The 19,104-nt window shown below is 73.1% G+C and carries 17 protein-coding genes; 8 read left to right on the top strand and 9 right to left on the bottom strand.

Annotated elements, in window-relative coordinates:
- Positions 1-37 precede the first annotated feature (37 nt).
- Genes ABD976_RS14775 through ABD976_RS14755 form a run of 5 tightly spaced genes read right to left on the bottom strand, consistent with a single transcriptional unit; the run spans position 38 to position 5,139 of the window.
- Entirely contained in the window at positions 38-1,453 is a 1,416-nt protein-coding gene (locus tag ABD976_RS14775; protein WP_345363345.1) for an MmgE/PrpD family protein, read from the bottom strand.
- Positions 1,450-2,271, bottom strand: coding sequence for a cyclase family protein (locus ABD976_RS14770; RefSeq protein WP_345363343.1), 822 nt, complete (start codon positions 2,269-2,271; stop codon positions 1,450-1,452). Before ABD976_RS14770 ends, ABD976_RS14775 begins: the two co-directional genes overlap by 4 nt.
- Complete coding sequence (locus ABD976_RS14765) at positions 2,268-3,146, bottom strand: HpcH/HpaI aldolase/citrate lyase family protein (RefSeq protein ID WP_345363341.1); 879 nt, start codon at positions 3,144-3,146, stop codon at positions 2,268-2,270. The genes ABD976_RS14770 and ABD976_RS14765 overlap by 4 nt, the downstream gene beginning before the upstream one ends.
- On the bottom strand, positions 3,143-4,339 hold the full coding sequence (locus tag ABD976_RS14760; RefSeq protein ID WP_345363339.1) for a CaiB/BaiF CoA transferase family protein: 1,197 nt from the start codon (positions 4,337-4,339) through the stop codon (positions 3,143-3,145). Before ABD976_RS14760 ends, ABD976_RS14765 begins: the two co-directional genes overlap by 4 nt.
- Positions 4,336-5,139 carry an IclR family transcriptional regulator gene (locus tag ABD976_RS14755; RefSeq protein ID WP_345363337.1) on the bottom strand — a complete coding sequence of 268 codons (804 nt, stop codon included), beginning with the start codon at positions 5,137-5,139 and terminating at the stop codon, positions 4,336-4,338. Before ABD976_RS14755 ends, ABD976_RS14760 begins: the two co-directional genes overlap by 4 nt.
- 194 nt (positions 5,140-5,333) lie before the next feature.
- On the opposite strand from ABD976_RS14755, the gene ABD976_RS14750 reads away from it, so the two are divergent.
- The 6 genes from ABD976_RS14750 to ABD976_RS14725 all read left to right on the top strand — a co-directional run bounded on the left by ABD976_RS14750 (position 5,334) and on the right by ABD976_RS14725 (position 12,393).
- Positions 5,334-6,728, top strand: a complete 1,395-nt coding sequence (locus ABD976_RS14750; protein ID WP_345363335.1) for an FAD-dependent oxidoreductase — start codon at positions 5,334-5,336, stop codon at positions 6,726-6,728.
- Entirely contained in the window at positions 6,725-8,191 is a 1,467-nt protein-coding gene (locus ABD976_RS14745; RefSeq protein WP_345363333.1) for a dihydroorotase, read from the top strand. Before ABD976_RS14750 ends, ABD976_RS14745 begins: the two co-directional genes overlap by 4 nt.
- Positions 8,192-8,321: 130 nt before the next feature.
- Complete coding sequence (locus tag ABD976_RS14740) at positions 8,322-9,602, top strand: MFS transporter (RefSeq protein WP_345363331.1); 1,281 nt, start codon at positions 8,322-8,324, stop codon at positions 9,600-9,602.
- 2 nt (positions 9,603-9,604) lie between these two features.
- Entirely contained in the window at positions 9,605-10,966 is a 1,362-nt protein-coding gene (locus ABD976_RS14735) for an MmgE/PrpD family protein (RefSeq protein WP_345363329.1), read from the top strand.
- An 11-nt stretch (positions 10,967-10,977) separates the two neighbouring features.
- Positions 10,978-11,628 carry an aspartate/glutamate racemase family protein gene (locus ABD976_RS14730; protein WP_345363327.1) on the top strand — a complete coding sequence of 217 codons (651 nt, stop codon included), beginning with the start codon at positions 10,978-10,980 and terminating at the stop codon, positions 11,626-11,628.
- 192 nt (positions 11,629-11,820) lie between these two features.
- Positions 11,821-12,393 (top strand): DUF6461 domain-containing protein, encoded by a 573-nt coding sequence (locus ABD976_RS14725; RefSeq protein ID WP_425570095.1) that lies wholly within the window; start codon positions 11,821-11,823, stop codon positions 12,391-12,393.
- 190 nt (positions 12,394-12,583) lie between these two features.
- Here ABD976_RS14725 and ABD976_RS14720 read toward each other — a convergent pair whose 3' ends face one another.
- Both ABD976_RS14720 and ABD976_RS14715 read right to left on the bottom strand, forming a co-directional pair.
- Positions 12,584-13,591, bottom strand: coding sequence for a 1-aminocyclopropane-1-carboxylate deaminase (locus tag ABD976_RS14720; protein WP_345363323.1), 1,008 nt, complete (start codon positions 13,589-13,591; stop codon positions 12,584-12,586).
- An 84-nt stretch (positions 13,592-13,675) separates the two neighbouring features.
- Positions 13,676-14,356: a GntR family transcriptional regulator gene (locus ABD976_RS14715; RefSeq protein ID WP_345363321.1), complete on the bottom strand. Its 681-nt coding sequence runs from the start codon at positions 14,354-14,356 to the stop codon at positions 13,676-13,678.
- 150 nt (positions 14,357-14,506) lie between these two features.
- On the opposite strand from ABD976_RS14715, the gene ABD976_RS14710 reads away from it, so the two are divergent.
- Positions 14,507-15,787, top strand: coding sequence for an Nramp family divalent metal transporter (locus ABD976_RS14710; RefSeq protein WP_345363319.1), 1,281 nt, complete (start codon positions 14,507-14,509; stop codon positions 15,785-15,787).
- Entirely contained in the window at positions 15,784-17,181 is a 1,398-nt protein-coding gene (locus ABD976_RS14705) for an amidase (RefSeq protein ID WP_345363317.1), read from the top strand. Before ABD976_RS14710 ends, ABD976_RS14705 begins: the two co-directional genes overlap by 4 nt.
- A gap of 70 nt (positions 17,182-17,251) precedes the next feature.
- On the opposite strand, the gene ABD976_RS14700 is transcribed toward ABD976_RS14705, so the two are convergent.
- Complete coding sequence (locus tag ABD976_RS14700) at positions 17,252-18,625, bottom strand: tripartite tricarboxylate transporter permease (protein WP_345363315.1); 1,374 nt, start codon at positions 18,623-18,625, stop codon at positions 17,252-17,254.
- Entirely contained in the window at positions 18,622-19,041 is a 420-nt protein-coding gene (locus ABD976_RS14695; protein ID WP_345363313.1) for a hypothetical protein, read from the bottom strand. Before ABD976_RS14695 ends, ABD976_RS14700 begins: the two co-directional genes overlap by 4 nt.
- Between the last annotated feature and the right edge of the window lie 63 nt (positions 19,042-19,104).

Here is a 19,104-nt window from a genome sequence, read left to right as displayed (position 1 = left end):
CGGCGGTGATCGCGCCACCCCACGAAGAGGTCTCCGGTCAGCTTCGCGCAGCGGCGTGCTGCAAGCCGGTCATCACCTCGGCGACCGGGCGGTCGTCGCGCAGGTCCCACAACGCCCCGACGATCCCGGTCGCCTGGTCCGCGTCCACGACCCGCTCGGCGTTGCCGGTGAACTTGGCGGCGAGCTCGTCGGCCGACAGCGGACGCTGCGGCCCGCCGCGGTTCTCCCGGACGCGTTCGGTCACCGAGCTGCCGTCGGCGAGTTCGGCGGTGAGCACGGCCGGGAACTGGCGCGGGAACCCGGCCGTCGCCTCGTCGTCGGCGACGACCCGCACCCGCCCGGCGAGCTCCAGCCGCCGGGGGTCGGCCGCGGCGGCATCGGTGAAGTCCTCGTGGAACACACCCAGTCCCCCGCCGCCGAGCAGCGCCGCGGCCACGGTGTAGGGACCGGAGAACGCCGCGTGGTACCCGGAGCGGGGCCGGCGCTTCTCCGCCGCGGGCTCGGCGATCGTCCGCAGGACCGGTGCGGGCACCCCGAGCACCAGCCCGCGGACCTCGTCGGCGGTCACCCCCCGCTCGCGCAGCCGGAGCGCCGCGTCCACGCCCGCGTGCGTGAAGTGGTTGCACGGGTAGGGCTTGAAGAACACGCCCGGCGTCTCCCAGCGCTCGCCGAGGCCGTCGGTGACCCGTTCCGGGTGCACCCGCTCGCCGCAGAACGCGCGCAGGAATCCGAAGCGGCCCTCGACCACCGTCGGCGGCCCGGTCAGGCCGTGCCGCGCCAGGTCGGCGGCGACCACACCGGCGTGCGCGGCCCAGCCGCAGTGCACCCGCTTGATCGTGCCGCCGGTGCGGTTGGCCTCGATGACACCGGCGCCCATGCTCGCCGCGATGCCGACGACCGAGGTCAGCCGATCCGCGTCCAGCCCCCGCAGCATGCCCGAGGCGACGGCCGCACCCACCGCGCCGCAGATCGCCGTCGCGTGCTGGCCGTGCTCGAAGAAGACCGAGTTGCCGAGCTCCTCGTCGTAGCCGGCCATGCCCAGGCGGCAGGTCACCTCGACGCCCACCGCGGCAGCGGCCAGCAGCGCCCGACCGCCCGCCCCGGTGCGCTCCGCCGTGGCCAGGGCCGCCGGGATCACCGCCGCCGAGGGGTGCAGCACCGAGGGCAGGTGCGTGTCGTCGAAGTCCAGGCTGTGCGCCAGCGTGCCGTTGACCAGCGCTGCCGAGGGCGCCGGTACCCGCTGCGCCAGCCCGATCCCGGTCGCCGAGGGCGTGCCGCCCCACTCGGCGACCACCGCGCCGGCGATCCGGGCCGGTTCCTCGCGCGTGGCGGCCAGCGAGTTGCCGACGACGTCGACGATCCGCCGGACCAGGTCGTCGGCCAACCGGTCGTCGACGCCGTCGGCGGCCAGCCGGGCGCCGACCTCGCCGATCCGCTGCGCCGGGGTGCTCATGCCGCCACCACCGCCAGCGGGCGGACCGGGGCACCGGTGGCGCCGACGACGCGCAGCGGCGCGAACACGGCCAGGAATTCGCCGAGACCGGCCGCCGCGGCGTCCTCGCACGCCATGTGCTCGACGATGTGGATGCCGCCGTCGACCAGCAGCTCCCGGTGCACCGGGAGCACCCGGTGCCCGGCGCCGGCCGGGATCTGCTCGTAGGCGGTGGTGTCCGCGCCGGTCGCGACGATCCGCCGCTCGGCCAGCCAGCGCGCGCCCGCCACCGTCATGCCGGGCACGCCGGATTCCTTGCCGACGTAGGCGACCGGGTCGCCGAACAACCGGCCCCAGCCGGTGCGCACCACCGCCACGTCACCGGGACCGGGCTCGGCGCCGGCGCGCTCGGCGGCCCGCGCCAGGTCCTCCGCCGTCACGCCGTACCCGGGTTCCAGCACGTCCACCCCGTGCACCGCGGCGACGTCGAGGAAGACGCCCCGGGTGACCATCGGCGGGATGGTCTCCGCGCCGTGCGCGGTGTGCTTCCCGCCGCGCTGGGCCTCGGCGGCGTCGATGCCGCCGTGCAGCAGGCCGTCGTGGCTGACGTGGGCGAGCGCGTCGACGTGGGTGCCGGTGTGCCCGCCGGTGACGATCACCTCGTTCGACGCCGAGCCGCCGTCGGGGCGGACCGCGTCACCGTGCCGGCGCTCCAGCGTCATCCGGAACCCGGGGTGGTTCGGCGAGCCGGCCATCCCGGTGTAGAGCGGGTGGCCGAGCTCGATCACCCGGGTCCCGGCGCGGACGGCGTCGAGCAGGTCGGGGCGTGCGGTGGTCACGGGGTGCTCCTTCCCGGCCGGGTGCGGGCCGGTTCGTCGTGGTCGTTCGGGGAGTCGGCCAGCGCGTCGGCGAGGTCGGTCACCCAGCGGGCGCCGGCGACGACGGCCGGATCGACGAAGCGGCCGCGGTCGTCGACCCACGCGGCGGCGTCACCCGCGACGTCGAGCGCGTCGAGCAGGGCCCGGGCCCGCTCGACCTCGTCGCGGTCCGGGGTGAAGGCGCGGTGCACCGGGGCGATCTGCGCCGGGTGGATCACGGAGCGGCCGAAGAACCCGGCGTCGCGCAGCGCGGTGCTGTCCTCGGTGAGCCCCGCGGTGTCGGACAGGTCGGTCCAGACGCTGGCGACCGGGCTGGGCAGCTCGGCCGCGCGGTTCGCGGTGACGATCCGGGCGCGGGCCCAGGCGAGCTCGCGGCGGTCGCGGATCCGCAGGTCGGCGGCGAGGTCGGTCTCGCCGGGCGAGACGCCGACCACCAGCGGGTGGCACTCGGCGAGCTCGAACACCCGACGCAGCCCGCGGGCGCTCTCGACCAGCAGGTGCAGCGGGAGCCCGGTCCGCTCCGCCAGCGCGGCGACGGCCGCGGGATCTTCGGCCTTGGGGACCCGCAGGCCCGCGGCGTCGCGGCCGGCCAGCGCCGCGGCGTCGTCGTCGGCCCAGGCGGTGCCGGCCCCGTTGATGCGGACCCAGACCCGGTTCCGCCGGGACGCGCACGTCGTCACCGCGGTGTCCCGGGCCTGTTCCTTGTGCGTGGGCGGCACCGCGTCCTCCAGGTCCACGACGACCGCGTCCGCCGGGCCGTCGAGCGCCTTGCGGACGAGGTCGGCGCGGTGCCCGGGGACGTAGAGCCAGCTCCGGGCCAGGCCGACGGCGGTCACACGACCCCCTGCGCCCGCAGCCGGTCCAGCTCGTCGGCATCGACGCCGAGCCCGCCGAGGACCTCGGCGGTGTGCGCACCCAGTCGCGGGCCCGTGGTGCGGACCGATCCGGGGGTCTCCGACAACCGGAAGGGGGTGTTCTGGAAGCGGACGGGGCCGAGCTCGTCGTCGTCGATGGTCACGATGCTGCCCAGCGCGTTGAAGTGCGGATCGGCGAGCACGTCGGCGGCGGTGTAGATCGGGGCGACCGCGGCCTCGGCCTTCTCGAACGCCTCGACCACCTCGTCCCGGCCGCGGGCGGCGATCCAGGACCCGACGGCCGCGTCGAGCTCCTCGACGTGCTCGGCCCGGCTCGCGCCGCTGGCGAACCACGGCTCGTCGATCAGCTCGGGCGCGCCGACCAGCCGCATCACCCGCTCGGCGATGGAGTGGGCGCTGGTGGACACGGCCACCCACCGGCCGTCGGCGCAGCGGTAGGTGTTGCGCGGAGCGTTGTTGGTCGAGCGGTTGCCGGTGCGCGGCTGCAGGACCCCGAGCTGGTCGTAGGCGATCAGCCCCGGCCCGAGCAGGTGCAGCAACGGCTCGATGATCGCGGTGTCCAGCACCTGACCGCGGCCCGTGGTCTCGCGGGCGCGCAGCGCGGTCATGATGCCGAACGCCGTGGTCAGCGCGGCGACGCCGTCGGCGAGGCCGAACGGTGGCAGGGTGGGCGGGCCGTCCGGCTCGCCGGTCATGGCGGCGAACCCGCTCATCGCCTCGGCCAGCGTGCCGAAGCCGGGCCGGGACGCGTACGGCCCGGTCTGGCCGAACCCGGTCACCCGGGCCAGCACCAGCCGCGGGTTGCGGGCGGACAGTTCCTCCCAGCCCAGCCCCCAGCGCTCCAGGGTTCCCGGCCGGAAGTTCTCGATCACCACGTCCGCGTCGGCGGCGAGGTCGAGGAACAGCTCCCGCCCGCGAGGGGTGGAGAGCACCAGCGTGATCGCCCGCTTGTTGCGGGCCAGCATCTTCCACCAGAGCCCGACGCCGTCCTTCTGCGCGCCGTGGGTCCGGGCGGGGTCACCGCGCGGGTGCTCGATCTTGATCACGTCGGCGCCCTGGTCGCCCAGCAGGGTGGCGGCCAGCGGGCCGGCGAACAGGGTGGAGGCGTCGAGGACCTTCAGGCCCCCCAGCGCAACCGGGTGGTCGTGGCTCATGGCGTCCTTCCGGTGGGGGTGGGGACGGCGCGCGCGGGCGCGGTGCCGCCGAGCCGAGCGGTGATCCGGTCGGCGGCCTCGATCAGTTCGGGGGCGGTCGCGGCGACGAACTCCTCCGTCACCCGGAATCGCGGCCCGCACACCGAGACCGCGCCGACCAGCCCGCCGGGACCGAACACCGGCACGGCGACCGAGCCGGCGTCGCCCTGCCGCTCGCCGGCGGAGGCCGCGTAGCCGCGCTCGCGGATCCGGACCAGCTCGGCCCGCAGCGCGTCCGGGTCGGTCGGCGTGGCGGGGGTGAGCGCGGTGAGCTCGTCGGCGAGCAGCCGGTCGACCTCGTCGCGGGCGGAGTGGGCGAGCATGCACTTGCCGGAGGAACCCGCGTGCAAGGGGAACCGCCGGCCGAGCTCCACCGACATGGTGATCTCGTGGGTGCCGACGACCTGGTCGAGGTAGACGCGACCGCCGTGCACCTTCGCGCTGATCGTCACCGTCTCGTGCAAGCGGTCGCGCAGGTCGGCCAGGAACGGCAGGGCCGCGGTCCGGAGGTCGGAGTCGCGCAGGGCCCGGCTGCCCAGCGCGGCAGCCGCCGGTCCCAGCCGGTACTCCCGGCTGGCCGGATCGTAGGCGATCAGGTTCCGGCTGGTGAGCGACTGCAGGATGCGGTGCACGACGGCCTTGGACAGGTCGAGCTCCCGGGACACCCGGCTCACGCCGAGGGTCGGCGGCCCGTCGGTGAACAGCAGCAGGACGTCCGCCACCCGTTCGGTGGCCCCGGTCCCTCCGGTCGACTCCGCCACGCCGGTCTCCTCGCGCTCAGACATGTACCGCTGGACGGAACAAGCATGTGGTGCATCGTGCGGCGTGTCAAGGAATTTACATCGGAGGTATTGCACTTGTGCAGGTCCTACTGGTGTTATCGAGCTCACCGAACGGCCGGGCAGCGCGTTTCGCTCACCGGAACAGAGCGAGTCCGGTCGGGGCAGGAGGAACGATGACGTTCGACGTCGACCTGGTGGTCGCGGGTGCCGGTGGCGGGTTGACCGCCGCGGTCCGGGCCGCGGAGCTCGGTCTCGACGTGCTGGTGGTGGACTCCGACCCGCACTTCCGCCGCGGCAACAACACCTCGATGTCCACCGCGATGATCCCGGGCCCCGGGTCGCGCTTCCAGGCGGCCGCGGGGATCACCGACTCCCCGGAGCGGTTCGTCGCCGACATCGCGCGCAAGACCGGGGGGACCGCCGACCTGCGGATCGCCACGGCCCTGGCCCACGTCGGCGCCGAGCTCGTCGAATGGCTCGCCGACCACGTCGGGATGCCGATCGAGCTGCCCACCGACTTCGCCTACCCCGGGCACTCCGCGCCCAGGGTGCACAGCCTGCCCGGGCGGCACGGGTCGGCGCTGCTGCGCCACCTGCTCGACGCCGCCGACCGCAGCGAGCGGATCGACCTCCTGGTCCCCGCGCGGCTCACCGCGGTCGAGGCGGGACCGGACGGGAGCAGGGTCGCCGTCGTCGAGACCCCGGACGGCGCGCGCGAGGAGATCGGCACCCGTGCCGTGCTGCTCGCCACCAACGGGTACGGCGCCGACGCCGCGCTCGTCGCGACCCACCTGCCGGAGATCGCCGGTGCGCACTACCACGGCGGCGAGCACTCCCGCGGCGACGCGCTGCGGATCGGCGGGGAGCTCGGTGCGGCCACCGGCTTCCTGGACGCCTACCAGGGCCACGCCGCCCTCTCCGCGGCCGCGCACACCCTGGTGACCTGGACGGCGGTGATGCACGGCGCCGCTGTCGTCGACACCGGGGGGCGGCGCTTCGGCGACGAGACCACCGGCTACTCCGAGTACGCCGCGGCGCTCGCCGCTCGTCCGGGCGGACGCGGGTGGCTGGTGTTCGACGAGCGCATCGACGGGCTGTGCCGCGCCTTCGGCGACTACCAGGACGTCCTGGCCGCCGGCGCCGTGCGCACCGCCGGCACGATCCCCGAGCTGGCCGCGGTGACCGGCGTCCCGGCAGCACCGCTGGAGTCCGAACTCGACGCGCTGGCCCGGGTCGCGGCCGGCGAGCACGTCGACCGGTTCGGCCGCACCACCGCCCAGCCGCTCCGCGCACCGCTGCACGCCGTCGAGATCGTTCCGGCGCTGTTCCACACCCAGGGCGGGCTGCTCGTGGACGAGCACGCCCGCGTCCTCGACCCCGCCGGCGCCCCGATCCCCGGGCTGTACGCCTCCGGTGGCGCGGCCGCGGGCATCTCCGGCCACGGCGCGGCCGGCTACCTGGCCGGCAACGGTCTGCTGCCCGCGCTGGGCCTCGCCTACATCGCCGCCGGGCACCTCGCCCGGTCGGTCCCCACCAGCCGATCCCGCACCCCGGAAGGTGTCCGATGACCCAGCCCGACCTGATCGTCCGCGACGTGCGCGTCGTCCGCCCCGGCGGCGGGGAGCCCGTCCCCGCCGACATCGCCGTCGCCGACGGCGTCATCACCGAGGTCGGCCCCCGGTTGGCCGTCCCGGAGGGCACCGAGGTGCACGAGGGGCGGGGCCTGCTCGCGTTCCCCGGTGTCGTCGACGCCCACCAGCACTGGGGCATCTACAACCCGCTGTCCGACGACACCACCACCGAGAGCCGGGCGTGCGCGCAGGGCGGCGTGACGACCTCGCTGACCTACATGCGGACGGGGCAGTACTACCTCAACCGCGGCGGCCCCTACTCCGAGGTGTTCCCGGAGGTGCTCGCCGCCGCCGAGGGCCGGTCGTACGTGGACTACGCCTTCCACCTCGCGCCCATGCAGGTGTCGCACATCGACGAGATCCCGGCCCTCGTCCGCGACCACGGCGTCACGTCGTTCAAGATCTTCATGTTCTACGGCAGCCACGGGTTGCACGGCCGCTCCACCGACCAGAGCGACTTCCTGATGATCCCCGAGGGCGAACGCTACGACATCGCCCACTTCGAGTTCGTCATGCGCGGGATCCAGGCCGTCCGCGAGGCGAACCCGGAGATCGCCGACCAGATCTCGCTGTCCCTGCACTGCGAGACCGCCGAGATCATGACCGCCTACACGCGGTTGGTCGAGGAGGAGGGCGCGCTGTCCGGGCTGGAGGCCTACAGCGCCTCGCGCCCGCCGCACTCGGAGGGGCTGGCGGTGACCATCGCCTCCTACCTCGCGCACGAGACGGGCCTGCCGACCATCAACCTGCTGCACCTGTCGTCGGCCAAGGCGATGGAGGCCGCGATGCTGATGGCGGGGACCTTCCCGCACGTCGACTTCCGGCGGGAGGTCACCATCGGGCACCTGCTCGCCGACGTGACGACCGCCGACGGGATCGGCGGCAAGGTCAACCCGCCGCTGCGCCCGCGGGCCGACGTCGAGAAGCTGTGGGAGCACGTCTTCGCCGGTGACGTCAGCTGGGTGGTCTCCGACCACGCCTGCTGCCGGGAGGAGAAGAAGTTCGGCCCGGACCGCGACGACGTGTTCGCGGCGAAGTCCGGCTTCGGGGGGACCGAGTACCTCCTGCCCGGTCTCGTCGGCGAAGGCCGCAAGCGGGGACTGCCGATGTCGACCGTCGCCGAACTCGTGTCGACCAACCCCGCCCGGCGGCTCGGCCTGCCCACCAAGGGCGACCTCGCCCCCGGTTTCGACGCCGACATCGCGCTCGTCGACCCGGACCGCTCCTTCGTGGTGGACCCGGCGGACTCCGAGTCCACTCAGGAATACACGCCATTCCGCGGCCTGGAGATCGGTTCGACGGTCGAAACGACGTTCCTCCGCGGACAGCGGATCTTCGACGAGGGCAAGGTGCGCGGCGAGCCGCGCGGGAGCTACCTGCACCGCCCCACGGGTCGTTGACACCACGCACCGGGCGCGGGATTCCCGGCCATCGCCGCCCACACTGCGGGGTTCTCCGGTGACACCACTCCCGCTTCGCGGGGCGCAACAGAATCCGCGCGAAAGCTGATCCGAGCCAAGGGAAACGCTCATGAGCACACGGTTCCGCTTCGTGACGTTGGGGCTGGTCGTCGGCCTCATCGTCATCAACTACCTCGACCGCAGCGCGGTCTCCTACGCGGTCGAACCGCTGGAGGAAGCGTTCGGGATCACCACCGCGCAGTACGGGATCATCAGTTCCGTCTTCTCGGTCGGGTACATGGTCGCCGCGTTCCTGTCCGGGCCGTTGGTGGACCGGTTCGGGTGCCAGCGGGTGCTGCTCGCCGCCGTCGCGCTGTTCTCGGTCACCACGGCGCTCATCCCGGTCGCCGGGTCGTTCGCGGGCCTGCTGGTCGTCCGCCTGCTGCTCGGGATCGGGGAGGCACCGGCGTTCCCGGCGGCGACCCGGACGGTCAGCCGCTGGCTGCCGGTCCGCGAACGCGGGGTCGCGCTGGCCCTCTGCGGCGGTGTCGCGGTCGCGGGCAGCCTGCTGATCTCCGGCCCGCTGCTGACCTGGCTGATGGACCTCGTGGGCTGGCGCGGCATGTTCTGGACGCTGGCGATCTTCGGCGTCGTCTGGGCCGTCCTCGCGCTCGCGCTGCTGCGCGACCTGCCGGAGGAATCGCCGAGGGTGAACGCGGCCGAGCGGGCCCTCATCCGGTCGGGGCAGGAACCGGAGGCGGGCGCGGGCCGGTCGCCGGTGCGGTGGCGCCCCCTGCTGACCAACCGGAACCTGTGGGTGGTCGCGGGCGGCTACTTCGCCTGGGGCTTCATGTTCTGGGGCTTCATGTACTGGCTGCCCTCGTTCCTGTCCGGTGCCTACGGGCTCAGCGTCGAGCAGGCCGGCGCGTTCTCGATCGCGCCGTGGGCGTGCGGCATCGTCGGGGCGCTGGCCGGTGGCGTCATCGTCGACCGCGTCTACCGCCGCAGCCCGCGCATCCGCAGCCGGTTCGCGGTCATGGGCGTGGCCCTGCTGCTGGCCGGGTGCTCGCTGGTACCGCTGGCGATCGCGCCGACCTTGACCGTCGCGCTGATCTCGATCTCGCTCGGCGTCGGCTTCGGCTTCATCACCGGCGGCATCTGGTGGGTCGCCGCCATCGACGCGGCTCCGGACCAACCCGGCAGCGCGGCCGGATTCGCCGACGCGGCCTTCGCGGCTTCCGGGATCGTGGCCCCGTCGGTGATGGGCTTCATCGTGTCCAGCACCGGCAGCTTCACCAGCGGGTTCGTCGTCATGGCCGGGCTGGCGGTGGCCGGGGCGCTGCTCATGCTGCTCGTCCCGCGCGAGCGCGCCGCCGCCGATGCGGCCACGAACGTCACCGCGCGGTCCTGACCATGGCCGCGCGGGAGACGCGTCACGACCTCGTCCGGGCCGCCGTCGGGCGGCTGGGCGACTGGGTGGCCGGGCTGCGCTGGTCCGAGGTCCCCGCCGAGGTCCGGGAACGGCTGCTGACCGTGCTCGTCGACGCCGTCGCGGTCACCGCGCTCGGCTCGCGCGAGCCCGCGCAGCGGGCGCTCGTCGAGGCGTGGGACCCGCCGACCGGGCCGGCGCCCCTGTTCGGGACGGCCCGGACGGTCGCGGTCGATGCCGCCGCGTGGTTGAACGCCACCGCGTCGGTCCGGCTCGAACTCGACGACGGCCACCGGCTCGCCGGTGGCCATCCGGCGGCGCACGGCTTCCCCGCCGTGCTCGCCCTGGCGTCGCGGGGAGCGACGACGGGAGCGGACTTGTGCAGCGCGCTGCTCGCCGCCTACGAGGTCGCCGCCAGGTTCGGGCGTGCGACCCGCCTCCGGCCGGGCACGCACCCGCACGGCAATTGGGGCGTCGCCGGCGCGGGGGCGGGCTGCGCCCGGGTCCTGGGGCTGCGTTCCGACGGCGCAGCGGTCGCGATCGACGCCGCGAGCGGCCTGCCGATCGCCGGGCCCTTCGCCGCGGCCCTGGACGGGAACCCGGTTCGCGACGCCTGGGTCGGCGCCGCGAACCAGTCCGGACTCGCCGCGGCCCGGCTGGCCGCGTCCGGGACCGGGCACTCGACCGGTGTCGCCGCCGAGTCGCTCGGGGACCTGCTCGGCGATCTCGACCCCGGCGCGCTCGACGACGGCCTGGGCGAGCGCTGGGAGATCCTCGGCGGCTACTTCAAGCAGCACGCGTCGTGCTCGTTCACGCACGCCGCCGCCGACGCGGCGCTCTCCCTGCGGGACCGGGTCGACGACCACCCTTCGGAAGTCCTCGTCGAGATCCACTCGCTCGGCGCGCAGCTCGACCGGACGCGGTGGCCGACCCCGCTGGCCGCCATGTTCTCGCTGCCGTTCGTCGTCGCCACCGCGCTGCGCCGAGGACGCGTCGTCCCGGCCGACCTGTCCGCGGACGCGCTGGCCGACCCCGCCACGGCGGACCTCGCCCGCCGGGTCGTGGTGCGGGCGGCGGCCGACCTGGACGCCCGGCTACCGGCCGAGCGCCCCGTCCGGGTCACCGTGCGCACGGCCCGGGGCCGGTTCGTCGCGGAACGGCCGAACCCGGTCGGCGACGCCGCGTACCACCCCTTCACCCCGGACGACCGGGCCCGCGTCCTGGGTGAGCTGCTCGGCGCGCCCGACGTGGTCGTCGGCATCCGGGACCGCTGCGCCGCGCTGCCGGAGGCGGCCGACGCCGGGGAACCGCTGCGGGCCCTCGGCCGAGTGACCCACTTCCGATGAGGAGGAACCGCATGTTCGTCCACGCCGTCACCCCGATCACCGTCGGGCGGTCCGAACTGGCCCGCCGCCAGGCCCGGTACGACGCGCTCTCCCCCGCCGGGATCAAGGTGGTGCTGACCGACCTCCGCCCGGACGGTCCCCGCGCGCTCGACACCGCGGCCGAGGTGCGTCACTCGGAAACCCTCGTCGGCGAAGCCCTGGCCGAGGCGCCCGACTGCGACGCGGTGCTCCCGGACTGCGTGCTCGACCCCGCGGTACCGGCCGACGGGGGCACGATCAACGGCCGCCCCGCGCTCGGCCTGCTCCGGCTGACCGTCGGTGCCGCGGTCGCCGCCGGGCACCGGGTCGGGGCGATCACCCGGAACGCGGCGATCGCGGCGGAGCTCCGGCACCGGATCACCCGCTACGGCTGGGACTCGTCGTTCCACGAGGTCGGCGTGCTGGCCCTCCCGGTCGCCGACATCACCGACCCCGCGCGCTGGTCCGCCGCGATGCGCCCCGCGCTGAGCGCGGCCCGCGCCGCCGGGGTCACCGCGGTGGTGAACGGGTGCTCGGCGGTCGACACCGCCACCGACCAGGAACCCGGCCTCCCCCTGGTGCTCGACCCGATCCGGACCGGCCTCGGCGTGCTCGGGGCACTCGGCGGTGCCCCGACCCGCTGAGCGCGGCCCCGGGACCCGCCACGGATCGGCTTCCCGCCGCACGCGGGGACGGCTCCAACGCCAGCCGACCGTTCCACGTCGTGTCCGCGGAGCTGGGCGAGCTCATGGCAAGGACCAGCGCGAGTGGGACTCCCCACGAGAGTTTGCTGAGCAGGGACCTTCTTGGCCGGGATACCCGATTAAGATGCGTCCATGAGCGGTGGTGGCGAGCGGTTCTCCTGGCTCGGCGATCCGCAGGTCGTGATGTGGTGCGTGACCTTCGTGCGCGGGGCGTCGCCGGTGGAAGCGCTGCGGCGGTTGGGCGCCGAACCCGTCTCGGAGAAGCTGACCGCGGGGGAAGCAGCCTCGCATCCCACCGCTGACGAGGGCGCGTGGATCGCTCGCGCCGCCGAGCTGGATCCCGGGTGGTCCGTGGTCGTGGAGCTGCTGAGCTGGCAGGGCGCCAGGCCCGAGCTCCTCGAGCCGCTTGCGGCGGACACCGAGGTGGTATCGGTGTTCTCGTCGGGGTCCGGGGCGGATGTCTTCCACTACGCCGCTGGTGGTCAAGTCGTGACGTGGTTCGAGCCGACGATGCCGGAAAGCTGCGGCGGCACGGAACCGGACCGGTTCGCGGAGGCCATGCAGCGCGTCGGCCTGGGTGCCGACGAGGAATTCACCTCCGGCCCGGGCGGGGCGCTGGAGCTCATCCGCCAGGAATTCGGGGTCGAGCTCGATCGCCACCTCGTGCTGGACGCACCGCTGGTGGCTGGCCTGGTACGGGATTGAGTCGTTCCGCGGCGACTCCTCCCAGGCCGGGCGACCACCGCGAAACGTTCGAGCGCTGACGGCTACCCGGTCGGGACCACACCATGCGCCGGACCTGGTTCAACTCCTGGACCGAGCCGACGCAAACCGCTGGGCACGCTCGCCCTCAGCGATCCCCCGAGTTGCCGAGCACGGCCGCTCGTGGAGGGTTCTAGTCGGTGAAGAGGGCGCTGTAGGCGTTGAGGGCGGGTTGGCCGCCGAGGTGCGCGTAGAGCACCGTGGAGTCCTTGCCGATCTCGCCCGTGGTGACGAGGTCGATGAGGCCCGCCATCGATTTGCCCTCGTAGACGGGGTCGAGGATCATCCCTTCGAGTCGGCCGGTGAGGCGGATCGCGTCGAGCGTCGACCGCACGGGGATCCCGTAGCGATCGCCGGCCCAGCCGTCGAGGACGGTGATCTCGTCGTCGCGCAGGGCGCGGCCCAGTCCGATGAGTTCGGCCGTGTTCCGGGCGATCTTGGCCACCTGGGCCCGGGTTTCGTCGAGCTTCGCCGAGGCGTCGATGCCGAGGACTCGGCGAGGTCGGTCCTGGCCGGCGAAGCCGGCGATCATGCCCGCGTGCGTGGACCCGGTGACGCTGCAGACGACGATGGTGTCGAAGAAGACGCCGAGTTCACGTTCCTGCTGGCGCACTTCCTCGGCCCAGTTCGCGAACCCGAGCCCGCCCAGGGGATGGTCGGAGGCTCCTGCGGGGATCGGGTACGGGATGCCGCCTTCGGATCGGACGTCCTCCAACGCCTGTTCCCAGCTGGACTTGATGCCGATGCCGAAGCCCGCGTCGACGAGCTGGACGTGCGCTCCCATGAGCCGGGACAGCAGGATGTTGCCGACCCGATCGTTCACCGCATCCGGCCAGTCCACCCAGCTTTCCTGGACCAGATGGGCCTTCAGGCCCAGCTTGGCCGCGACGGCGGCGACTTGCCGGGTGTGGTTGGACTGGACGCCGCCGATGGAGACCAAGTGGGTCGCGCCCTTCTCCAGCGCATCGGGCACCAGGTATTCCAGCTTGCGGGTCTTGTTCCCGCCGAAGGCCAGGCCGGAGTTGCAGTCCTCCCGCTTGGCCCACACCGCCGCCCCACCGAGGTGCTGCGAGAGCCGGTCGAGCGGGTGGACGGGAGTGGGGCCGAAGGTCAAGGGATAGCGCGGGAAATCGTCGAGCATCCTGCGGATCTCCTAGCTGGGGGCAGCGGCGGCGCGGAGGCGCACCGAGTCGAGGTGGACCGGCCCGGCTACTGGCCTGACCGGCTACTGGTCTGGGCCGTCGAGGCCCGGCTCCGCGTCGAGCAGCGGCGCCAAAGCCTGCCAGTTCGTTCGCGCAGCGACGGACGCCCGTTCGGCGTCACCGGCAGCGCACAGTTCGATGATCTCGTCGTGCATCGCCACGGATCCGCGCCCGGTCAGGGTGGAGAACCGCAGCCGCTCCAGCCGCCGCAAGACCGGGGTGACCTGTTCGAGGACGGACCGGATCACCGGGTTGGCCGAAGCGGTGATGGCGACGTCGTGGAACTCGTCGTCGGCGGCGAGCGCGGCGGCGGCGTCGTCCCGTCGCAGCGCAGCGGCGAAACGTTCGTTGGCGCCGCGCATCGCATCCAGTTCCTGCGCCGACAGCACCGGCACGGCTTCGCGCACGGCCAACTCGTGCATGGCGGCGGCGACCGACTGGGCCGCACGGGTCTCCCGCACGTCCAGCGGGCTGACGATGGTGAAACGTCCCGGCTTGGTCTGCACGAGCCCGGACTGCTCCAGCCGGGTCAGGGCTTCGCGGATCGGTGTCCGGCTGACTCCGAGCCAACTGATCAGGTCCGCATCGTTGAGCCGTTCCTCCGGCGCGAGAGTGCCGTCGACGATCGCATCCCGGATGGAGCGGTACGCCGCGTCGCGCAGCAACGACCGGGAAACGAGTCCCTGCTCCTTCGGCACCGGCATGCGAAATATTGCACACCGCACTTCAGACCCCTGTCAAGGGTCGCTCGCAGGCGCCGAGGGGCCGAAATTCCGGGTCTTGACACGAGGACACGCGCCGCTACAGGCTCAGCCACCAGCTCACCTGGCCACTTCAGCCCGAAGGGGAGCACGATGGCAGACAGCGCAGACGTCCCCACTCCGGTCGAGCCGCCGAGCACGCCCAGGCAGAAGCTGCGGTTCATCGGCCCCGGCATCGTGGTCGCCGCCTCCGGTGTCGGCGCCGGCGACTTCATCATGGCCGCCCTCGCCGGTGCCGGCTTCGGGTGGAGCCTGCTCTGGGCGATCGTCGCGGGGGCCGGCATCAAACTGGTGCTCAGCGAAGGAATCGGGCGCTGGTTCCTCGTCACCGGGCAGTCGTTCCTGCGCGGGTGGCACTCGCTGGGCTCGTGGGCGACCGTCTACTTCGGCCTGTACCTCGTCTTCTTCGCGATCATCTACGGCGCGGCCGAACCCGCGATCAGCGCCCTCGTCCTCACCGCGATGTTCCCCGGCACCTCCTTCGCGATGTGGGCGATCCTCACCGCGCTCGCGGGGTTCCTGCTGGTCCGGTTCGGCCGGTACGCCTTGGTGGAGAAGGCGATGACGGTGTTCATCGGCATCATGTTCGTCACCGTGGTCGGGTCGGCGGCCATCATCCTCGCCAACCTCGGCGACGTCCCCTACGGCTTGGCCCCGTCCATCCCCGACGGGTCGTTCTCCCGCATCCTGGCCATCATCGGCGGTGTCGGCGGCACGATCTCGCTGACCTGCTACTCGTACTGGATCGCCGCCAAGGGCTGGGCCGGCAAGAAGTGGCTCGGCACGATGCGCGTCGACATCACCACGGCGTACACCCTCACCGGCATCTTCGCCGTCGCCGTGCTCATCATCGCCGCCGAGCTGCTGTTCGGCACCGGCGTCACCATCAGCGGCAACCAGGGCCTGGTCGAGCTCGCCGACGCGTACGGGCAGCGATTCGGCAACACCGCGCGCTGGCTCCTGCTGATCGGGGTCTGGTCGGCCGTGTTCACCTCGATCATCGGCCCGTGGCACGGGTGCTCGTACCTGTTCGCCGACTTCGTCCGGATCGTGCGGCACCGCAAGGCCGACCTCGACGGCGTCGCACCGGCGTCCGACAAGGACACCGCTTTCCGGGGCTACCTCGCCCTGATGACGTTCCCGCCGATGCTGCTGCTGCTGTTCGACGCGCCCATCATGATGGTGCTCATCTACGGCATCTCCGGCGCGATCTTCATGCCGCTCCTGTCGGTCGGACTGCTGGTGCTGCTGAACTCCCGCCGCCTCAGCCCCGAGCACCGCAACGGCGTCGTCAGCAACGTCCTGCTGTGCTCGATCGTCGTGCTGTTCGTCTACCTCGGAGCCACCGAACTGATGGAGACGTTGTCCACATGAGCCTGCACTTCGACGACGCCGTCGACCTCGCCGCGGCGATTCGCCGCAAGGAGGTCTCCAGCCGCGAGGTCCTCGCGGCGCACCTGCGACGCATCGAGGACACCAACCCGGCGGTCAACGCCATCGTCACGCTGGACGTCGAGCGCGCCTCGGCCGAGGCTGCCGCGGCCGACGACCGCCTCGCGGCGGGCGAGGAGGTGGGCCCGCTGCACGGCCTGCCGATCGCGCACAAGGACCTCACCGACACCGCGGGCCTGCGGACCACGTACGGGTCACCGCTGTTCGCCGAGCACGTGCCGACCCGGGACGACCCGATCATCACCCGGCTGCGGGCAGCCGGCGTCGTCACGGTCGGCAAGACCAACACCCCCGAGCTCGGTCTCGGCTCGCACACGTTCAACCCGGTGTTCGGCGTGACCCGCAACCCCTACGCCCTGGACCGGAGCGCGGGTGGCAGCAGCGGCGGCGCGGCCGCCGCGCTCGCCGCCGGGATGATCCCCATCGCCGACGGCAGCGATACCGGCGGGTCGCTGCGCAACCCGGCGTCGTTCTGCAACGTCGTGGGGCTGCGCCCCTCACCCGGACGCGTCCGTTCCGGGCCGAGCCCGACGCCGTGGCCATCCCTGTCCACCAAGGGCCCGATGGGGCGCACCGTCGCGGACACGGCCCTGCTGATGGCAGTGCTGGCCGGCGACGACTCGTTCGCAGCACCGCTGCACCGCGACCCAGGCCGACTGCGGGTCGCGTGGACGCCGGACCTCGGGGGCCTGCTCCCGGTGGAACCGGCGGTGATCGAGGCCCTGGAACCGGCGGTGCGCCGGTTGCAGGAGTCCGGCGCGGACGTCGTGCTCGACTGCCCCGACCTCGCCGCAGCCGACGAGGTGTTCCGGGTACGACGTGCCTGGCAGCTGGAGCGGTCGTACGGCACCCTCCTGGACCAGCACCGGGAGGCGCTCAAGCCGGACGCGGTGCGCAACATCGAGCAGGGGCGCGCGCTCACCGACGCCGACCTCGATCGGGCGGACCGGCTCCACACCGCGCTCCAACGGCAGGTGGCGGAGTTCTTCACCCGCTACGACGCGCTGCTGGCCCCGGTCAGCCAGGTCGTCCCGTTCGACGCCGACCTGGTCCACCCCACCTCGGTCGCCGGGGTCGAGATGTCCGACTACCTCGCCTGGATGGGGGCCTGTTCCACGTTCTCCGCCACCCACTGCCCCGCCCTCTCGGTTCCGGCCGCCTTCACGCCGGAGGGCTTGCCGGTCGGCCTGCAGATCGTCGGGCCGCTCGGGCAGGACCGCGCAGTGCTGGAGATCGGAGCCGCCATCGAAGAGGTCTGCCGCGCCGGGAGGCGGCGGCCTCCCGAACCGGTGAACCCGGCAGCTGCTGGCGGGTGAATCCCCTGGTAGGTGCGGTGCCGGCGAAAGAGCACCGCACCCTCGACCCGGAGCTGCTGGTCCCCCGGGATCAGACGAGCGCGGTGATCGCAGGCACGGTCAGCACGGCGGCGTAGTAGCCCATGAACTGCACGCCTGAGTGCACGCCGAACATCCGGTTCATCAGGCCGCCGACCAGACCGACCGTCAAGGTCACCAGCACGGCGAGCAGACCACCTTCGTAGAGGCAGATCACCAGGATCAGGCCGGCGAACGCCCCGATGATCGCCTCGTGGGAGACGTTCTTCATCACCCACGACGCCGCCCGGTGGGCGTTGGTCATCGCGAACGGGTACGCGATCAGGCAGGCGATCGCCACGGCCAGCAGCCCGAAGACCAGGAACTCCCAGGTCTCCAGCAGGTTGTGCAGGTTGTGCGTCTGCCCCGTCTCGGTGTCGACGGTGTAGACGGGCGGTGCGTTGAACAGCGGCGCCGCCGGGCCCGCGGCCATCGGGGACAGCGGCAGGCCGAGCGCGATCAGCGGGATCATCGTCTCCGCGATGTAGGTCGACTCCGTGGTGCCGTTGCGCACCGCCATCTTCGAGGTGAGCTTGTGGTAGCCGTTCTTGATCCGGGCGCCGACCATCTCGCCCATGAGCACCGTCATCGCCACCGGCGAGAAGACGAAGGTGGCGCTCGAGATGGCCGCGGCCCCGGAGGTGTACGCGGTCTGCTTGCGGTCGAGCACCTTCAGCGGGTTCGGCAGCCTTCCGCGCCACGTCCGCACGTCCGGGGCCAGTCCGAACTCGGTCGGCCCGTCCCGGTGCAGGGTCCTGCGACCGGTGGGCGAGAGCGCCAAGAAGAGGTCCGCCACCAGCGGACCGGTCGCGATGCCGAGGAAGAAGCTGATGCTGAGCCCGTGACCGAGCTGGGCGGTCACGAACTGGTCGATCCCGACGATCAGCAGCACGAACGGGAAGAGCGCGGCCACCGCCGCCCACCGCCCCTTCGAGGTGAGCGCGATCAGGATCGCCGCACCGGCGAAGATCCACGGTGCGAGCTCGCCGATCTCGTCGGCGATCGGCGAGAGGACCCAGGCGAACAGCACCGCCAGCGGCACCGCGATGACCGCGGCGATCACGCCGCCGGAGATCGCCTTGCGCAGCGCGATGTGCGGCACCCCGAGCTCGCGGAGCCGCTGCGCGTCGCCGAGCAGCGGCACGGTCATCGTGTCGCCGGGGATGCCGAGCAGCGTCGTGGGAACGGCGTGGGTGATGTGCTTGGCGACCACTGCGGCCAGGAAGAAGCTGAACACCCCGGACGGCGGGACTCCGAGCAGCACCACCAGCAACGTCAGCGGCGCGACCACGGCGGTCTCGTCCGTGCCCGACACCAGGCCGATCGCGGCGAAGACGACGGCACCGACGAGGCCCATGCCCAGGGCCCACAGGAATGCGTCCATCATGGGCGGGCCTCCCGCCGCTCGGCCTCCTCGTGGGCGTCGACGAGCACGTCGTACAGCCCGAGCAGGCGCAGCTCCTCCCGCACCTCGGGGGCGAGCTCGGCGGGATCGGTCCATTCGCCGCCGTCGGCGGCGATGGCCTCGAGCGCCTCGCGCCGGCTCTCGGTGGCGGTCGCGGTCTCCCGGACGATCCGCTTCGGCTTGAACAAGCGGGCCGCGATCACCGCGGCGACCAGGCAGGCCGCGAGGCCGAGCAGCAGCGCGTAGGACTGCGCCAAGGTCTCATCGTCCACGGTCGCCGTGAAGAAGGCCCTGCCGAGCAGGAAGGCCGGGGCCGCGATCCCGACGCCCAGCGCGATGGAGATGCCCAGGTGCCTGGTGTCGACGGTGTCACCCCAGACCTCGATGAGTCGGGACATCGGTCGTGCTCCGTTCGATCGGTGGTGGCTCAGCGCGGTGGCGACCCGCGAGGCGGTCGGCTC

It is taken from the genome of Saccharopolyspora cebuensis, assembly GCF_039542665.1.
GTDB classification, from domain to species: domain Bacteria; phylum Actinomycetota; class Actinomycetes; order Mycobacteriales; family Pseudonocardiaceae; genus Saccharopolyspora; species Saccharopolyspora cebuensis.
The sequence above is the reverse complement of the archived record's forward strand: the minus strand, read 5'-3'. Positions and strand labels throughout refer to the sequence as shown.

Bases quoted from the DNA above. Each gene is read 5' to 3' on its own strand.
- ABD976_RS14725 (WP_425570095.1), top strand. From the start codon at position 11,821: ATGAGCGGTGGTGGCGAGCGGTTCTCCTGGCTCGGCGATCCGCAGGTC.
- ABD976_RS14760 (WP_345363339.1), bottom strand. From the start codon at position 4,339: ATGAGCCACGACCACCCGGTTGCGCTGGGGGGCCTGAAGGTCCTCGAC.
- ABD976_RS14735 (WP_345363329.1), top strand. From the start codon at position 9,605: ATGGCCGCGCGGGAGACGCGTCACGACCTCGTCCGGGCCGCCGTCGGG.
- ABD976_RS14740 (WP_345363331.1), top strand. From the start codon at position 8,322: ATGAGCACACGGTTCCGCTTCGTGACGTTGGGGCTGGTCGTCGGCCTC.
- ABD976_RS14705 (WP_345363317.1), top strand. From the start codon at position 15,784: ATGAGCCTGCACTTCGACGACGCCGTCGACCTCGCCGCGGCGATTCGC.
- ABD976_RS14730 (WP_345363327.1), top strand. From the start codon at position 10,978: ATGTTCGTCCACGCCGTCACCCCGATCACCGTCGGGCGGTCCGAACTG.
- ABD976_RS14715 (WP_345363321.1), bottom strand. From the start codon at position 14,356: ATGCCGGTGCCGAAGGAGCAGGGACTCGTTTCCCGGTCGTTGCTGCGC.
- ABD976_RS14775 (WP_345363345.1), bottom strand. From the start codon at position 1,453: ATGAGCACCCCGGCGCAGCGGATCGGCGAGGTCGGCGCCCGGCTGGCC.
- ABD976_RS14700 (WP_345363315.1), bottom strand. From the start codon at position 18,625: ATGATGGACGCATTCCTGTGGGCCCTGGGCATGGGCCTCGTCGGTGCC.
- ABD976_RS14745 (WP_345363333.1), top strand. From the start codon at position 6,725: ATGACCCAGCCCGACCTGATCGTCCGCGACGTGCGCGTCGTCCGCCCC.
- ABD976_RS14750 (WP_345363335.1), top strand. From the start codon at position 5,334: ATGACGTTCGACGTCGACCTGGTGGTCGCGGGTGCCGGTGGCGGGTTG.
- ABD976_RS14695 (WP_345363313.1), bottom strand. From the start codon at position 19,041: ATGTCCCGACTCATCGAGGTCTGGGGTGACACCGTCGACACCAGGCAC.
- ABD976_RS14720 (WP_345363323.1), bottom strand. From the start codon at position 13,591: ATGCTCGACGATTTCCCGCGCTATCCCTTGACCTTCGGCCCCACTCCC.
- ABD976_RS14710 (WP_345363319.1), top strand. From the start codon at position 14,507: ATGGCAGACAGCGCAGACGTCCCCACTCCGGTCGAGCCGCCGAGCACG.